Annotated in this window: 9 protein-coding genes; all 9 read left to right on the top strand. The window is 49.4% G+C overall.

Annotated elements, in window-relative coordinates:
* Positions 1-21: 21 nt before the first annotated feature.
* The 9 genes from ectB (at position 22) to Q4491_RS12565 (ending at position 17,574) form a co-directional block, all read left to right on the top strand.
* Positions 22-1,332, top strand: coding sequence for a diaminobutyrate--2-oxoglutarate transaminase (ectB, locus tag Q4491_RS12605; protein ID WP_218385015.1), 1,311 nt, complete (start codon positions 22-24; stop codon positions 1,330-1,332).
* The gene (locus tag Q4491_RS12600) at positions 1,329-2,606 is read left to right on the top strand and encodes a SidA/IucD/PvdA family monooxygenase (RefSeq protein WP_237795422.1); all 1,278 of its coding nucleotides are present in this window, start codon (positions 1,329-1,331) and stop codon (positions 2,604-2,606) included. The genes ectB and Q4491_RS12600 overlap by 4 nt, the downstream gene beginning before the upstream one ends.
* 14 nt (positions 2,607-2,620) lie before the next feature.
* On the top strand, positions 2,621-3,016 hold the full coding sequence (locus Q4491_RS12595) for a cupin domain-containing protein (protein ID WP_218385010.1): 396 nt from the start codon (positions 2,621-2,623) through the stop codon (positions 3,014-3,016).
* A 12-nt stretch (positions 3,017-3,028) separates the two neighbouring features.
* On the top strand, positions 3,029-4,591 hold the full coding sequence (locus Q4491_RS12590) for a class I tRNA ligase family protein (RefSeq protein ID WP_218385008.1): 1,563 nt from the start codon (positions 3,029-3,031) through the stop codon (positions 4,589-4,591).
* A complete protein-coding gene (locus tag Q4491_RS12585; protein ID WP_218385006.1) occupies positions 4,588-5,124 on the top strand; it encodes a DUF3291 domain-containing protein in 537 nt (178 codons plus the stop codon). Before Q4491_RS12590 ends, Q4491_RS12585 begins: the two co-directional genes overlap by 4 nt.
* A 24-nt stretch (positions 5,125-5,148) precedes the next feature.
* Positions 5,149-6,168, top strand: a complete 1,020-nt coding sequence (locus tag Q4491_RS12580; protein ID WP_218385003.1) for an ABC transporter substrate-binding protein — start codon at positions 5,149-5,151, stop codon at positions 6,166-6,168.
* 440 nt (positions 6,169-6,608) lie between these two features.
* Positions 6,609-8,252 carry a ShlB/FhaC/HecB family hemolysin secretion/activation protein gene (locus Q4491_RS12575; RefSeq protein WP_303457900.1) on the top strand — a complete coding sequence of 548 codons (1,644 nt, stop codon included), beginning with the start codon at positions 6,609-6,611 and terminating at the stop codon, positions 8,250-8,252.
* 17 nt (positions 8,253-8,269) lie between these two features.
* A complete protein-coding gene (locus tag Q4491_RS12570; protein ID WP_303457898.1) occupies positions 8,270-17,239 on the top strand; it encodes a hemagglutinin repeat-containing protein in 8,970 nt (2,989 codons plus the stop codon).
* A gap of 2 nt (positions 17,240-17,241) precedes the next feature.
* Positions 17,242-17,574, top strand: a complete 333-nt coding sequence (locus tag Q4491_RS12565) for an Imm3 family immunity protein (RefSeq protein ID WP_303457896.1) — start codon at positions 17,242-17,244, stop codon at positions 17,572-17,574.
* Positions 17,575-17,684 lie beyond the last annotated feature (110 nt).

The following is a 17,684-nucleotide window of genomic DNA, read 5'->3' as shown; positions in this document are numbered from 1 at the left end:
ATTACTCTTAGTGAGGACAATATGACTTTTTCCATTTTTGAAAATCTAGAATCAGAAGTGCGAAGTTACTGTCGCAGTTTTCCTGCTCTCTTCGCATCAGCAAAAAATGAAATCATTTATGATGAGAATGGTTCTGAGTATCTAGACTTCTTCTCTGGTGCAGGATCTGTGAATTATGGCCATAATGATGCCGATATGGTTTCAGCTGCAATCAAGTATTTGCAAGATAACGGAATCATTCAGGGAATGGATATGTACACAACACAAAAGGAGAAATTTATTTCTGCTTTTAATCAACATATTCTGATACCGAGAAGTCTGGATTATAAGATTCAGTTTACAGGGCCAACAGGCACCAATGCTGTGGAAGCGGCGTTAAAACTGGCCAGAAAGATCACAGGTCGTCATACCGTTGCCTGTTTTACTGGCGGATATCATGGGATGTCACTTGGCGCATTGGCGGTTACTGCGAATGATTCCAAACGTAAACTCACGGGCGTACAAATGCCGGGAGTACTGCGTTTGCCTTATGATCAATTTTCATTTGGTGATCACGAAACGCAAATCAATTTCCTCAGAGATATGTTGTGTCATCCGGGAAGCGGCGTTGAACTTCCGGCGGCTTTCATATTGGAGTGCGTTCAAGGCGAAGGCGGCTTAAATTGTGCTTCTGCTGAATGGCTACAAGGGATTGCGAAGCTGGCGAAAGATATTGGTGCTCTGTTGATTATTGATGATATCCAGGCGGGCTGCGGTCGTACCGGAGACTTCTTTAGTTTTGAATTTTCCGGCATCAAACCTGACATTGTTTGTCTTTCTAAATCATTGAGCGGGTCTGGGCTACCGATGTCGGTCAATCTGATTTCCCGGCAATATGACTGTTGGCTTCCTGGCGAACACAATGGCACATTCCGAGGTAACAATTTAGCCATGGTAACTGCAACAGTTGCACTTGAAAAATTTTGGAGCAATGATGTTTTGTCTCGCAAAGTTCGAAGTGATTACCATGTATTGAGTACATTTTTAACTGAAAAATTAAATGACTTGAATGTTCCTGCTGTGGTCTGCGGTCGGGGCCTGATGATCGGAATGAAATTTGCTGACAACACCTTTGCCAAAAAATTAAGTAAGCGACTTTTTGAAAAACAGTTAATTATTGAAACTTGTGGACCACGGGATGAGGTTCTTAAATGTATGCCAGCTTTGACTGTTTCCAGGGAACAGCTATTGAATGGTGCAAATTTTATTATTTCAGTAATTAAAGAAACGCTGGCTGATTCAGCCTGTGAGAGAAAATTAAACAGTGAAGTTGCTCAGCAGGAGTTATTATGAATCGCAATGAATATGATTTGATAGGGATTGGATTTGGTCCTGGAAACATTGCATTGGCTATTTCTTTGGAAGAAAAAGACCTTTCATCATCTATGTTATTTCTGGAAAGTAACACGGCTCCTGATTGGCAACCGGAGATGTTGTTGGATGGTTCGGATATCCAACATAATCCGTTACGGGACTTTGTAACGCCCAGAAACCCAGTCAGTCCTTATGGTTTTCTGAGTTACTTGAAAGAAGAGGATCGATTGTTCGAGTATCTGAATTTAGGTTTAGAATTTCCACTGCGTAAGGACTATGCCCGTTATGTAAGGTGGGTCGCAAGGAAGTTTGATAAATGGGTCAGTTATGGTGAAAAGGTGATTGGTATTTCCCGTGATAGCGACAATCCGATTTTCTGGCGCATTGACACGAGCCTGAACAGAACACTTTATGCGAAAAGTGTTTCATTTGCGCCCGGCAGAACACCTTATATTCCTCCCGTGTTTGCAGAGAAACGTTTATCCCGTGTGGCGCATTTTACTCGCTACACATCGTCACTGTCACAGTGGGAACATGAATCAGAAATTAAATCCATCGCAGTTGTAGGGAGCAGCCAAAGCGCCATTGAGTTGGTACTGGACTTATCGGCACGTTTTCCGGATATGCAGATACATAACATTCTGAGAAGTTATTCTTACCAGTTAAAAGATGTCAGTCCGTTTACTGAGGAAATATACTTCCCTGAATTTGTAAATGATTTCTATAATTTGCCTCTTGATGAACAGAAAAATCTGACGCAGACTTTATGGCGTAGTAATTACAGTTCCGCAGATCATGATGTTATTCATTCTCTTTACGCAAAGATGTATGAAAATAAAATTGATGGCCGTGAACGTATCACCATTCATAATATGTCAGATATTATTGATTTTGAACAAAATAATAACAATGTAGTTCTTGTTACGAAGAGTAAATTTTCAGGCAGAGAAAAAGAACTGGTTGTGGACGGTGTAATTTTAGCAACCGGATTTCGGAATATGGGTGGCGGAGAAAATCAGGAGTATTTCCATCCATTATTGTCGGATATTGTGCAGCATTTTCACCTGCGGGAAGATGAATCACTCCATGTAAACCGTGACTATAGTCTTGAACCAATCAATGCTGCACCTCCATTTTATTTAAATGGTCTTTGTGAATCTACTCATGGTTTTGGTGACGCTGGGTCATTTAGTCTGCTTTCACTGCGTTCATGGAATATAGCTGAAAGTATTGAAAAAAAGTTGATTAAATAAAGGATGATTAAGCAATGGAAACAGCAGTGTCAACAATCGAAAAATATATACGAAGAAATACAGCGGCTGAATTTACTGATGAGTACAATTGTAAGTTGCGCCGGTTATTCCCATGGGATAATAAGGTAAATACCCGCCGTCCTCTTACTGAGTTTGGCTGTATTTGGGTTGTTGTTGAGCCTGGCAAAGATGTTGACCGCCATTCTCATGATGAAGAGGAAGCTTTTATTGTTTTGAGTGGCGAATGTCAGCTCGAAATCAATGGTGAGCACACACATATCTCACAGGGTGATGTTGTCTATATACCGCGTCATTCGGAACATCAACTTCGCAACCGTTCATCAGCATCTCCCTTTGTCATGATTGACATTTATTGGGATATGGGTGGTCAGTCAGACGTGACATTATAACGAGGCATGATAATGGAACCTACAAGCTTCATTGTTACATTACCCCCCCCAACGCCTAATGGTGGACTTCATGTCGGACATATGAGTGGTCCATTTTTAGCGGGAGACGTATTTGCCAGAGCATTGCGTCTCCAGGGAGCCCCATGTTTTGTCAGTTGTTATAGTGATATTCATCAGTCTTATGTCCGGGTTACTGCACAACGGCAGAATCGTTCTCCAGAAGAACTCAGTCAGTTTTGGAGTGAAGAGATTCATAAGACGCTGACACAGTACAATGTCTCTGTGGATGATTACTTTGTACCTGAACAGGAAAGTAAGAACTTTGTCAGAGGTATTTTCCATCGTTTATATGAAGACAGCGTGCTGATCAAAAAGAAAATGCCATTCTTTCGTATGAAGAATGACAAGGTTTGGCTGGATGAAGCTGGCGTGTCTGGCTTTTGCCCTTCATGCATGGCTGGCTGTAAATGTGGTATCTGTGAGGCTTGTGGTAATCTCACGAACGCAGAGACACTGATTGAACCGAGAGTGACCAATACTCCAGAAGCTGAACTGGAACTTGGTTACCATGAAGTGCTGACGCTGGAGCTTGAACGTTTCAAACCTCAGCTGCAGGAATTTTATCAGAACAATCCAAGGTTTCGTCAACGCTATCGCTGGTTGACGGAGGATGTTCTTCGTGAAGATTTACCGGCATTTCCGGTGACCGTTCCGGGGACCTGGGGGATTGCTTTTGAGCATCCGGATTTTCCCAGACAGGTGATTAATGCATGGCCAGAGTTAATGGCGCAATTGCTTTACAGTTACCAGAGAGCGATCCATCAGGATGATAGTTTAGGAACATTCCCGGTACCTGTGAATTTCTTTGGGTTTGACAACTCTTATTTCTACGCACTGGTGCATGCTGCACTGTTGACTCAGATAGAACAAGGTCGATGGTTGCCATGGTCAACGGTGATTAATGAGTTCTATAACCTCGATCATGCGAAATTTTCGACAAGCAACAACCATGTGATATGGGCATCTGACCTTGCCGAAAGATATCCTGTTGATGCGATTCGTTTTTATGCAGCTTTTAATGCGCCCGGATTTGAAAAATCTAATTTCAATGAAGCTGATATGCGTAATGTTCTTGAAAGAACACTATATGCACACTGGAGTCAGATTGCTCAAACCTGGAATATATGTATTACCGGAGAGAACTTAACGATCACTGTCAGCGGTGAGACAACGCAGACCGGGGAAGCTATTCGGCATCGAATTCTGACTAGTTTCTCCCCTGAGCGTTTTCACTTACGTCAGGCTGCTGAAGATATTTTACACCTGCTCTCATATATCGAACACTTGCTGAGCAAGGGGAATCAACTTAGTGATGCGGGTGAATTATTGGTTTACTTTGCTCAGGCTGCTGTCCCTTTGATGCCGGAAAGCAGTCAAAATCTCTACGCCTTACTGACTGGTAAAGATTTAATCGGGTTGGAAGCGCCGCATGTGCTGCACCTGCAACATTTGCCGGAAAGTTTCCATCAACTGTCATGCAAGGAAGCGACGAGCCGAGAGGAGGTAATCGTATGAGTTCCCGTGTCTGTCTGATGACATTTTCTATACTTCGGGCGCCATACGGAGACAGCAGAGTACGTGAGTTTGATGATCGCACACCTGATGTTTTTCTTGAGGCTGAACAATCCCCGGGATTTATTGATCGCGCTAGGCCTGTAGAAGATATTGAATGGATGTCTAATTACCAGAAAGACTGGGGCCGATGGGGACCATTTGCTGTCCCGCGTTTTTATCTTGATGGGATTGCGAAGGGGCACAGTACTCAGGCGCAGACCATTTCAATCTGGCAAGACTTAGAGAGTGTATTCCGGTTTGCTTACCAAGGGTCACTCCATAAAGAGGCCTTACGCATGCGTAAAGACTGGTTCGGTAAACAAAACTGGCCGATCTACGTGGTGTGGTGGATTGACGAGCAGCATCAGCCAAATTGGCGGGAGGCTTGTCATCGCCTTGAGCACTTGCATGATCATGGGAGTACGCCGTATGCCTTTTCATTTAAAACGCCATTTGATGCTACTGGTCAGCACTACAAAATCTCCCGCCCATAATGAATCATTGATACAAGAGTTCTGATGGAATCAATATTTCTGACCGCCCGTTTTCAGGGCGGTCCTGATTCACCTGTCATAATTTTGAGTGAAAGTGACGGGCCAAATAAAGACGATTTGTTGGCTGCAACTTATCTGGCTGTTTGTGACAGTGGTATTCAGGTGAAAGTGAAGTACTTTGATGATGGGCATAACGCATCCCAAGCCTCAGGTGTGGCTCATCAGATCGTTACTGAAAAGGCCGCAGCTGTGATTGGTCATTTCAGCAGTATTTGTGCGCTGGCAGCCAGTGAAATTTACGAAGAAGCCAGTCTGCCTTTTTTAGCGCCCGGCAGTTCGAATATTGCTTTATGTCAGAACACTATTTTTACGCTCCGCTTTTTCGGTCGTGATGACGATCAGATAGCGTGCATGGCTGCTGAAGCTGTTGCTGGTGAAAGCGTGATTATCATCGGTCAGAAAAATAATAATGGTGAGCTGCTGGCTGAAGCTTTAGTGCGAAATTTATCGGACAAACGTATTGAGAGCCGTTGTTATTTGCTGGAAGAAAAAGCATCACTTGGCATGCTTGCTGAAGTATTCGCGACCCGTGTTCCTACGATATATATTCTGGGCCGCAAATCATTTTGCTTTGATGTGGTGCGCCGCTGTACATTTCATGAGCGAAGCAGGGTGATTTTATCTGATGATGCCTGGGGCATTGATTTGTCTGAGTTACCGCATGACAATATTCAGGTTCCTTTTTTACATGCTTATGGGTCTGGAATTTTTGACAGTTCTGTTTCTGAGCTGAAACAACGTGCGATGGATTTATGCGGGAAAGTGCCCGGACCTTACTTTATTACCAGTTATCTCGCGGTGCGTGCGTTAACGTGTGCGCTGAAGACACAACCAAATCTCAGAGGAAGAGATCTGATCAATACTTTTAAAAAGAGCGTATGGACGACGCCATACGGAGATTTGTCATTATCAGAGAATCATGAGCTACAGGGGCTGCATTGGAAACTGTTTGGGAAGAGGAACATGCAAACTTCTGAAGCATAGGCAGAATGTGTGCTCTGACGATTTGGTAAGGAGCAGCAGAAGAGGTATCACTGCTTTGAATGAATTCTCTTCCAGTGAGGCGCTCATTGAGTTTTAGATGCCCACTTTGATCGGAATTCACGCGCTTTTAATTATATTTTTTTGCAATTATGGTCGCCTGCCCCACTCAGGTATTTGAATGAAGTGTAATCAATGTGAGCGGCGGGTGATGATTTCTTTCAAGACTGTTATTTGATGTTTTCAGACACATGGCATGAGCCAAAACTCATGCCATGTGTCTTTTTGTTGTTGTCTTAACCAAAGTGTTTAGGGGAAGGGCAGACCGGATTTGGAAACCCGTCTCAATGAAGGCACGCTTGTGTTGCGTGTTCTCCCGCCGCCATTGAATTGATGCATCGCTGCATCTTTGATCTCCAGACATTGCTGTCGATTTGGGTGTTATGCATTATCGCTTCGCGTTTTTATTGTTGATCTCTGCCAGTGTGCCAGCACTGGCCGCCCTGCTTTCCCCTGCGGTAAAAAGCGATATTGAGACTGAGCAGGCAAAACGCCTGCAATCTATTGAAGCGTCCCAACAGGCGATTGAGCAGTTACAGGCCTTGCCACCGCCAGCGCCTGTCCTGCCAGCTCAGGATGCACAATGCTTTGCGATTCAAAAGCTGACGCTGCGCGGTAATCAGCACATAGCCACAGACATTTTATTGGCAGCGATCGATTTCAGAGCCGGAGACTGCATCGGCATTGAAGCCATAAACAATATTCTGAAAATCGTCACTAACACCTATATCGACAAGGCCTATGTGACCTCCAGAGCGGTGCTGTTACCGCAGAATCTCTCCAATGGTGAGCTGGTTGTCGACGTGCTGGAAGGCAAGCTGGAAAGACTGCAGGAAAACGGCATGCCGTCATCGAGTTTGCTGCATCTCTATCCTGGTGAAAGTGGCCGTATTTTAAGTTTGCGCGATGTCGAGCAGACGCTGGATCAAATGAACCGTTTGTCCCGCTATAACGCGACAGTGCAAATGCTGCCCGGCACCCGGCCCGGTTTCAGTCTGGTCGATATTCAGACCAGAGCGGGCGCATGGTGGCGGGGTGAGCTGGGTTACAGCAATTCAGGGCAGGACAGCACGGGCAAGGAGCAACTCTCCGTCACGCTGGTGGCTGAAGATCTCTTGGGGCTCTACGAGAGCTGGAGCCTGTCCGGCGCGAAAAGTGCTGAGTTTGTCGATAGCCGGGACAGCCAGAGCCTGCAGCTGGTATGGGGAATGCCGTTCGGTTACTGGACCCTGAACTACCATTACGCCTACAGCGATTATTTGACCACAGTGAACAGCCAGAATTTCTCGTTCGCATCCAGCGGCGAAACCCAAAGGCACGCACTGGATAGCCAATGGTTATTTCATCGGGACAGCATCAGTAAGTCTTCACTTCGGGTGGGGCTTGGCTATGACCATGAGAAAAACTTTATCGACAAAACTTTACTGAACGGCAGCAGTAATGAACGCGCGTCGGTGACGGTTTCTGCTGAACACAGCACACGGTTGGCTGGCGGGTTTCTGACGATGTCGCCCCTATATGAGCGCGGACTGACCATTCCCGGTTATCGCGCTGCTCCCGGCAGTCCGGAAGAGGAATTTAACAAGGGCACAGTCACGGTGAATTATACCTACCCCTTGTCACCGGATTGGGCGTTCTCGACCACGCTGTTTACCCAAATTGCCGCCAAGTCGTTACCCGGCAGTGAGCGGCTGAGCATAGGCGGTGAATATTCGGTGCGTGGTTTTCAGGGGCAGTCGCTGTCGGGCGATGCTGGCTACTACTGGCGCAACGACCTGAACTACCACTTGGGGCAATGGCCTTTTCTGGGGCAACTGGATCTGAATGTTGCACTCGATACCGGGGCGATACATCCCGACAACACCGACCCCTTTGAACGTGGCCACTTAACTGGCGGAGCGGTGGGGCTGCGTGCTCAGTCGGGCGTTTACCAGAGTACTGTTTTAGCGGGCTGGCCCATCGAACATCCTTCCTGGATGTCGGTGGATGATTACAGCCTGAATTACCGTTTTTCACTGAGATTCTGAATTTTTCCGAGGGCAGCATGCGGCATCGCAATCATAAATTTACGCAAGTACTGACTTACGTTTTGTGCTGGATGCTGGCGACTCAGCCTGTCTGGGCAACCATTCAGGTCGATAGCAGCAGCAAGAACAACACCACGATCTCTGCCGCCGCTAACGGCGTGCCTGTGGTGAACATTGCCGCCCCCAATGCCAGTGGTTTATCGCATAACCAGTTCCAGCAATACAACGTCGGCAAAGAAGGGCTGATCCTCAACAACTCAACCGAAAAACTGGCGCAATCCCAGCTGGGCGGCTATTTGCAGGGGAACGCTCAGCTGAACGGGCGGGCCGCCTCTGTCATTCTCAATGAAGTCACCGGGGCCAACCGCAGCCAGTTGAATGGCTATACCGAAGTGTTTGGCCAGCAAGCGAACGTCATAGTCGCCAACCCGTATGGCATTACCTGTAACGGCTGTGGTTTTCTCAATACCCCGCGCGCCACATTAACCACGGGTGTACCTCAGTTTCAGAGCGGCTTGCTGAGCGGCTTTGACATTCGCCAGGGCGATGTCACTGTCACCGGGCAAGGGCTGGATGGCACACAGCAGGACTATTTCGATATTCTGGCCCGCACGGCAAAAATCAATGCGGACATTCATGCCAACAACCTGTCTGTCGTTACTGGCCCAAACCAAATTGATTATCTGACCAATGACGTCACAGCCACGCATGATGTGAAAGATAAGCCTTTACTGGCAATCGATTCTTCGGCGCTGGGCGGCATGTATGCCGGACGAATTTCGCTGGTGGCGACCGAGCAGGGCGTCGGCGTCAACACGGGCAGGTTGTTCAGTATTGTGGGTGATATTCAGATCTCAGCTGACGGCCAGATCAGCTTAGGGGATGTCAGCAGTAAGCAGTCACTTACTGTGCAGTCGAATCAGTCGGTGACGACCACAGGCACGCAGCAGGCCGGACAGAACATCGAGTATGTCGCGGCCGGTGATTTGCTTCTGAACAGTGAAAACTCAGCTGCTCAGTTTCAGGCAACGGCGGGTGATCAGATTCATCAGAACAGTCTGGTGGCAGCCACAGAAAGTGCGTCGTTCTCGGGGTCTGAAGTGAATTTTCAGGATTCAGAAACCGTCAGCCAGACAATCAGGGTTCAGGCGGATGCCATTCGATTGCAAAACAGTACGTTAATTGCCGGTGTGGCCGCAGACGGCTCAGAGAGTCATAACGGACGGGTGGATTTGACAGGCGCTGACGTGAGTTTGAGTGACAGCAGGATACAGGTGTCTGGCGAACTGAGCAGCGTGGCTCAAACCCTCAGTCTGGATGCACCGAGCCAGATTGCAGCAGAGCACGCCAGTCTGGCGGGGATCAGCCAGTTAACCAATGAGGGTCAGATCGCCGTTAAGCAGACACTGACAATCGCCAATCCTCAGTCGCTGACACTGCAGGGCGCAGGGACAACCCATGCCGGTACGCTGGAACTACAGGCGGGAACGATTCAGAACCACAGCCAGCTCATTGCCAATCAGCTGAACGCAGAGGCAGAAACAATCGATAACAGTGGCAAGCTGGTATCGGCTGGCGGGCAAACCTTGCGTGTCACAGGTTTGCTCACTAATCAGGGCGCGATTCAGTCTGCGGGCGAACAATCCATCACAGCCGGCACCTTTAGCCAGCAAAGCACAGGTGTGATGACATCCCAGGCCGAGCAGCAGATTGTGGCCGAGCAGATTGACAATGCCGGGACGCTGGCGGCTGCCGGAGCGCAGCGTCTGAGCGTATCGGGTCAGCTGACAAATACGGGACAGATCCAGGCTGTAGGTGATCAGTTTGTCGATGCAGACTGGTTTGCCCAGAAAGGCAGAGTATCCAGCGACGCCAATAGCCAACTGACCGCAGGTAGCCTGATTAACGATGGTGATCTGACATCGCTTGGCGATATGAGTATCAGTGTGGATACCCTGACGCTGAATCAGGCGGCGACGGCAAATGGCGATCTTGATGTTAATACCACGGGCGATATGGTTCTCAACCACAACCTGAGTGCTGGCGGGGATGCCCGTCTTTCTGCCGGCGGCAAGCTTTCAAACAAAGGCAAGCTGGTGGCTCAGGGACAGACGACCGTCAGCGTTGGCGGCACCTTCACCAATCTGGCCACCGGCCTGATTTCAGGTAATACCACTGTACTGAATGCCGGTATGCTGACGAATCAGGGAACGATACAGGCACTGACCAACCTGATGGCGACCCTGACGCAGTTCACCAATCAGGGCGCGACGCTGGGGATGCAGGACACCACCTTAAATGTGGCCGGTAACCTGACCAACACCGGCCTGCTGTATGCCGGTGATCAGGGGTATTTCTATGTCAAAGGCCACCTGATCAATACCGAGGCCGACATTTTAACCAGCGGCAAGATGGTGATCGCCGGAGATGCCAGCGGGGCCATGGCAAGCTCGGTGCAGAATATTTCTGGGGTAATTCAGTCCGGTGCTGATCTGGATATGAAAGCTCAAAACATCGTGAATAAGCGGAAAGTACTGGAGATTGAAAAATCCTCAGGCGAAGGGGTACAGCTGGATCCGCACTATAACCAGAATGAATTTACGGTTGGAAGAAATTCACCCTATGCACCTTCCTATTCAGAAGAAGAAAAGTGTACAGAGGGAAATGGTGGTGAAAAAGATGAGCGTTGTGAGACGAGTTATAGTGTTAGTTACGACTTCCATAATTTTGTTGTTGTGCAAGAAAAACTGGTCGTCACACAACAATCCGCAGCCTCACAAATTGTGGTAGGTGGTCATGCTTCACTGAACGCAAATACGCTAAAAAATGACGCCAGCCTGCTTCATGTTAATAAAAATTTAAACATCTCAGCGAATACATTAGAAAACAAAGGGTATAAAACCGGTGTTTATACCACCACAGCGACTTACAGATTAAAAGATCATGATGGTATCAAAAGTTTTACCTATGGTTTAACAAGTAAAAATACAACGGAGTCTGGTGTTGGAGTTGTCTCGTCTACCATTTCCTCTGGCGGAATAACGAATTTTAACGTCAAAAATGAAATCAATAACTCAGATATAAAGTCCAATATCGGTTTAACTAATGCTGGCCGTCCTGATAAACAGGCGCAACAAGCGGGTGTGCAAACCGCTGCGGGCAATCAGCTTGACCTTGCACTGAATACATCAACTAATAATATTCCGTTCCCCGATTTCCGCCTGCCGACCAGCCCGAACGGTCTGTTCGTGTATAACAATGGCCCGGACAGCCAGTATCTGATTGAAACCAATCCGGCGCTGACCAATCTGGATCAGTTTCTGGGATCGGATTACTTCTTCGACAGCATCGGTTTCGATCCGCAAAAAGATCTCAAGGTGCTGGGGGATGCCTTCTATGACACCCGCACCATCACCTCTGCCATTTTCGAACAAACGGGCCAGCGTTACCTCAATGATGATGTCGGCACGGATCTCGACCAGATGCAGCAGCTGCTCGACAGTGCAGGCCAGCAGAAAGACAGCCTGAGCCTGCAGGCCGGGGTGGCACTGACGCCGGAGCAGGTCGCCGGGCTGACGCAGGATATTGTCTGGTGGGAACCGGTTGATGTGAACGGCCAGCAGGTGCTGGCACCCAAGCTCTATCTGTCGAAAGTGACGCAGGACAATCTCAGCGGCGGCGCGTTGATCAGCGGCAGCGAGGTCTATGCAGAAGCCGGCAATATCATCAACAGCGGCCAGATGGACAGCAAGGGCAAACTGCATCTGGTTAGTGATGACAATATCAGCAACCTGGGTGGCAGCATGACCGCGGGTGGCGATATTGAGATGGACGCCGTTAATGATATTCAGAATATCAGCGGCCAGATAGCCGGTGAAAATATCGCACTCAGCACGGAAAAGGGCGACATCATCAACCGCACTGAGGTTGAGCGTGTCAGCATCACTCAGAACGGCGCAGTAACCACAGCCGATGATGCCAGCGGTGTGGTATACACCGATACCCGAGTCGGTGAGACGGCCAGCATTAACGGACGCGGTACGATCACCATGAGTGCTGGTGGCTCGATTAAAAACACTGCTGCCAATGTCACTGCCGGTGGCGATCTCAGCGTCAAAGCCGAAAAAGACATCATAGTGACCGCCGAAACCCAGCGCGATTACCTCAAAACCCGCGATCAGGAACACCTGGATGTTGCTGTGCTGGGATCCGGTTTATCTTCCGGCGGCAACCTGAGTTTTGATGCCGGAGAAAATATTTCGGTCACCGCATCGGACATGTATGCAGAGGGTGAGCTGGCAATGGTTGCCGGGTGGGACGTTGCGCTCAATACCCTGGTGAATGAAGCCTTCAGCCGTGAGGAAACGCACAACAGTCAGTCGGTCAGTCATATCAGGCAGCATCAGGGGACGCAACTGGCGGCCAATGATGGCGTGTTTATTCAGTCCGGTAACGATATCACGGCAACCGGCAGCCAGATGTCTACGCAAGGTGACGTGGTTGTGCTGGCGAAAGGCGATATCACTTTCCAAGCTGTTAACGACAGCGAATACCGTTACGACCAAACCACTAAGAAGAAATCCTTTGGCCGCAGAGAAACCTCCATTCAGGAATCGCTGACCGAAACTGTGGTCGGTGCCGATGTATCGGCGGGCGGCAAAATCATCGTCAAAGCCCAGAAGTTTGGCAGCGTCCAGACCGCAGGCGGCGACAGCGATATCACTATTGTCGGCTCCAACTTTACCGCGGGCGAGGGCATCGAAGCCTCGGCCGATGGTGATGTGACCGTCACCGCGCAGCAGTACCAGAGCTACAGCCGCAACGAGACCATTAAACAAGGCTTTGGCGGCCTGTCGGGTTCACACAAATCCGAGGTGGATTCGGCCACCCTGCTGGATACCAGCGGCATGATGAGCAGCGATAACATCGACATCACCTCAGGTAAGTCGATTACGCTGGTGGCCAGTGATGTCGAGGCAGAGGGCGATATTACTGCCACCGCCGTCGATGAGGTCATTATTGCGGCCGGACAGGAAAGCCGTCAGCACGAAACGTTCGAGCAGGAATACGGCGCCTTCAGAGGTGGTGATCTGTTCTCTATGGATTCTGAACGGCAGGGCGAAATCCACAACACTGCTAAAGGCAGCGCCCTGTCGTCCGGCGGCACTGTGAATATCAACGGTGGCAGTGTGACTGTGATCGGCTCTGATGTCAGCGCAGAAGCCGACGCCAATTTCACGGCAGATACTGGCAGTGTCACCGTGCTGGCGGCGGAAGAAAACCATAGCACCTGGTCGTCCACGGAATCCCTGTCGGTTAACGTGGAAGATGCTCTGAAATCAGTGGTGAACCCGTATGAATCGGTGAATTTTGACGGCGGTCAGGCCAAGCTGACACTGGCAAAAGCCGAGTACAGTAAAGCTGACAACAAGACCGATGCTACCACCCATCGCGGTGCGTCCATCATTGGCAAAGGCACGGTTCTGATGGACGCCGCCGAAGACATTGTGATCCAAGGCTCTGATGTGCTGGCCGACGCCGATGATGATGGCAACGGTAACATTGAACTGACCGCGGCGGAAAATGTGCTGATCCGCGAAGTGCTCGACACGGAATCGACCACCTCTTCCAGCATGCAGGGTGAAGCCGAGCTGAGCCTGGTGGTGCAGCATCAGGCCGTGGAAACGGGCAAAGCGGCGATCGCACTGAAAGAGTCTGCAGACAAGCTCAAACAGGCAGAAAAAGATTACCGTCAGTACCAGAAACAAGTCGACAGCCTGGAGAATACGCTGTCTGAGCTGGAACAGGCACTGGCGAACCATGAACCGGGGGTGAGCGCGGCGGATATTGCCGAGCTGAAAGGCATCATCAGCGATGTGAAAAGCGATGAGGCGTTCTATCTTGCCAGCATTACATTGGCGACAGTGGATGTGGCGTCGAAAACCACCTTGCTGATGAAGCAGGGAGCCGCCGCGGCGCAAAGCACCAGTACACTTGGGATCGATGCGGGTCTTCATCTTGACATGTCAGTCACCCAGACCGACAGCAAGAGCACCAGCTCAACCGCACGAGGCTCGTCACTCGCGGGTCAGAATATCATCGTCAATTCCGGTACCCAGACCGATCAGCAGATACTGGTGCAGGGCAGCTCGCTCACCGCCAAAGAGGGCGTGACGCTGGATGGCGGTACGGTCAGTGTATTGGCCGCTGAGCAAACACAGCAGAGCCAGTCTCAGACGGAAAGCGGGACCATCAGCGCGTCGATGACGGTGCACGGCAGCAGCACCGGCGGCAGTCTCAACGCCAGCCTGAATCAGTCGGAGCAGCGCAGCCAGTCGACCACGTATGTCAACAGCGGGGTGTCGGGGAGTCACATCACCATTAATTCCCGTGGTGATACCCATATTCAAGGTGCCAATGTCGATGCCGCTGAGTCGCTGAACCTGGATATCGGCGGCGATCTCAGTGTGGCTTCGGTGCAGGATCGCCACAGCTCAAGTAATCAGGGGGCCGGTATCAGCGGCGGTGTCAGCCTGAGCGGCCAGGGAGAGACCACCGGCAGTAATGGCGGCCTGAACGCCAGCAGTGGCCGTGTTATCAGCTCGGAAACCCAGCTCACCACGCTCACCTCGGGCGGCAAGGCCGAGATCAAAGTCGCGGGTAACACCGATATCACCGGCGCACTCATTGCCACTGTCGATGAAAACGGCAACGACCTCAACAACCTGACGCTCAACACCGGCAGCCTGAGTTACAGCGATCTCAACAACACCGACTACCGTCAGGATCAGTCGGCTGGCCTCACCACCAGTGTCGGCGTGCAGCAAGGGGGGATCGACTCCACCTACAACAGCAGCAACCTGCAATATAAAAACACCTCGTCCTACAGCAAAGACAAGACCCTCGCAACCTTGGGGCAGGGCGAAATCACCCTGAGCGATGACAGCGACCTCACGGCGCTGAACCGCGACATCAGCAACACCAGCCGCGACCTGTTCGAAGTCGACCGCCAGCAGGGCAACGTAGATGTCACCCTCGACCACCGCCTGCTGACGGAAGAAGGCCGCCATAACATTGCCGAGGATGTGAAGCGGAATGAACTTGGCTTGTCCTCGCTCGCCGATGTGGTCACCAAAGATTCCGTCTCTGTCGGCGATACTTTTGAGCATGTTGATAACGTTCAGAAAAACCTGGATGTTCAGAAGCTGGTTGCATCGCAGGCAGAGGGCAAGTTTGCGGTCATATTAAATAACCTGGATACAGCAACAGCTTCAGAGAAGCAGGCCGCGATTAATGCGTACGCCGCTGCCTATGCCGAAGTGTATGGCGTTAATATCGATTCGGCATTGGTTGTTGCGGTCACCAAGATGACGCACGGGGCACATTACATGAATGGTAATGGTGCCAGCAAAATCGTTATCAATGATGAAACCATGAAGAATGCGAAGGACTACATGACAACGTTAGGTCATGAAGTCACGCATGGTCAGGTTGCGCAGGGCGGATTAGACAGCCGGGAAAATAAAACGCTGAATGAAGAATACGCCAGCCTGATGGGCGGGTATTCAGCGGACAACTACGCCTTTGTATTGGAAAACAGCGGGCTGGGAACGGTTAGAGAAGGAGATATCAACCGCCATCATGGGAATCAGTCAGCACTCATCAGTCGTAACAGTTCCAACTATCTGGCGGATGAAGCGGTATTGCCCGCAGGCAGTATCGAGTACTACCTGAATCAGGAAGAAGTACAGAAGAAACTGTCTCTGCTTGCCAGTTGTAACCAGCAGGGGGCAGGTTCTGCGGCTTGCCAGCAACTGAATCAGACCAATCAGCTTGACCACATGCGGGATGCAGAGCTTCAGGCGGCTTGTAAGGACATGAGCAGCCCTGGTTGCCGGGCACAGATAGCGAAGGCACAGGCCGCGCTGGATTCGTTTGATGAAGGGGCATCACCCTGGGACGACACCCGCCTGGGGCAGGAGCAGGAAAGCATCCGTACTGTGCTGAATGATCCGTCGGGCAGAGCGCGTCAGGCACAGCAAGAGAAATTAGATTTAGCGTTCAACGTATTGGCGGACTTTTCGCCTGGTGTAGGCGATGCCAAAGGATTCGCAGAGGCGGAGACGAAGTTGGACTACTTGCTGGCAACGGTCGGACTCGTTCCTGTTGCTGGTGACTTAGTGAAAATGGCAGCCGATGCATTTAAGGTTGGCAAAGTCGGTGAAGCACAGAAGCTCCTGAGCAAAGCGCAGGAGCACTTCCAGCATGTGGATGCGGACTTTGATGATTTGTCCTCATCGAATCCACTGGCTTTAACGGATAAAGGATCGTCACATTCTCCTGAACTACCACATTCGGGTCAGAAGGATGGGAATTCTGTTGCGCTTCATGAAAAGCCATCAACACCGGAGGCTGAGAGTACGCTGGCGAAGCAGGAAACTGAAGGTCAGGGTAGTGACGTTGGGGATGATGATGGTAGGATGCAGGGTGAGGGTGTTGTTTCAAACACGAAAGTGTTAACCAGAGCTGAAAGGTTAGAGATTCAACAAACGCTACAAACTCGAGTTGGTGAAATTCGTGAAGAGCTACCAAAGAAACTCCGAGGTAGCGGCAATATGGGAGTTGCTCAGCTTGATATTCCTGGATTACCATCTGAGTTGAAGGCTCACAGTCGTATTAACAATCCAGTAGATAAGGGCGCTGATGGTTTTGTGCATTTAGCGGATGAATCTAACTGGGTTTTTAAACCGAAGACCGTTGATCCCGATAATGTTAGAGTGGATACACCCGATGCATATACAAGACAATGGGATACAGAATTCAAGATTTTGAACGATGTAGCTTTAAGGCTTGGAAATAATAAAAATGCAACAGGTTCTATAAACCTGTTTACAGAAAGACTGACTTGTACAAGTTGTACAGACGTCATTTTCGATTTTAAAGCTCGATATCCTAATATTCAGTTGAATGTGTTTGCCGGAGAATAGTTGTGGACAAATGGTCATATGATGAACTTCAAGAATTTATCCATGAGGATATTGAAGAGTTTATGGGCGATGGACTTAACATTCGACAGGCTTCTTCACGTATACAGGTTGAATATGCGAAATCCATTGAGGATAGTGAGTTAGAAAAATTAATTATTTATATGGTTTTGTGTAAAGAGGGTGTGAAACATGGATTTCTTAGGGATGATATCAAGGAGGAAACCCTAGAACTGTTAGGGAGGATTGATCTTGGACTGTGTGATAAACAGCTTAGTCATTTGGAGCGGCATAAATTAAGAGTTGAAATTGGTAGAACAGTAGCTCTGATCGCTTAAAGATGGCCTGTTCGGGAAGTGGAGGCTCGACTGGACCCTGTAAATAATTCTGTGTAACTGCCTTGGTTACATGTATTCAGTGAGTCTATCCTCGAACATAATCATAAAGC

This window comes from Photobacterium sp. 2_MG-2023, assembly GCF_030547675.1.
GTDB lineage: Bacteria > Pseudomonadota > Gammaproteobacteria > Enterobacterales > Vibrionaceae > Photobacterium > Photobacterium arenosum.
Note: the sequence above shows the minus strand (reverse complement) of the source record. Positions and strands in the feature narration are given on the sequence as shown.

Bases quoted from the DNA above. Each gene is read 5' to 3' on its own strand.
- Q4491_RS12580 (WP_218385003.1), top strand. From the start codon at position 5,149: ATGGAATCAATATTTCTGACCGCCCGTTTTCAGGGCGGTCCTGATTCA.
- Q4491_RS12600 (WP_237795422.1), top strand. From the start codon at position 1,329: ATGAATCGCAATGAATATGATTTGATAGGGATTGGATTTGGTCCTGGA.
- ectB (WP_218385015.1), top strand. From the start codon at position 22: ATGACTTTTTCCATTTTTGAAAATCTAGAATCAGAAGTGCGAAGTTAC.
- Q4491_RS12595 (WP_218385010.1), top strand. From the start codon at position 2,621: ATGGAAACAGCAGTGTCAACAATCGAAAAATATATACGAAGAAATACA.
- Q4491_RS12590 (WP_218385008.1), top strand. From the start codon at position 3,029: ATGGAACCTACAAGCTTCATTGTTACATTACCCCCCCCAACGCCTAAT.
- Q4491_RS12585 (WP_218385006.1), top strand. From the start codon at position 4,588: ATGAGTTCCCGTGTCTGTCTGATGACATTTTCTATACTTCGGGCGCCA.
- Q4491_RS12575 (WP_303457900.1), top strand. From the start codon at position 6,609: ATGCATTATCGCTTCGCGTTTTTATTGTTGATCTCTGCCAGTGTGCCA.
- Q4491_RS12570 (WP_303457898.1), top strand. From the start codon at position 8,270: ATGCGGCATCGCAATCATAAATTTACGCAAGTACTGACTTACGTTTTG.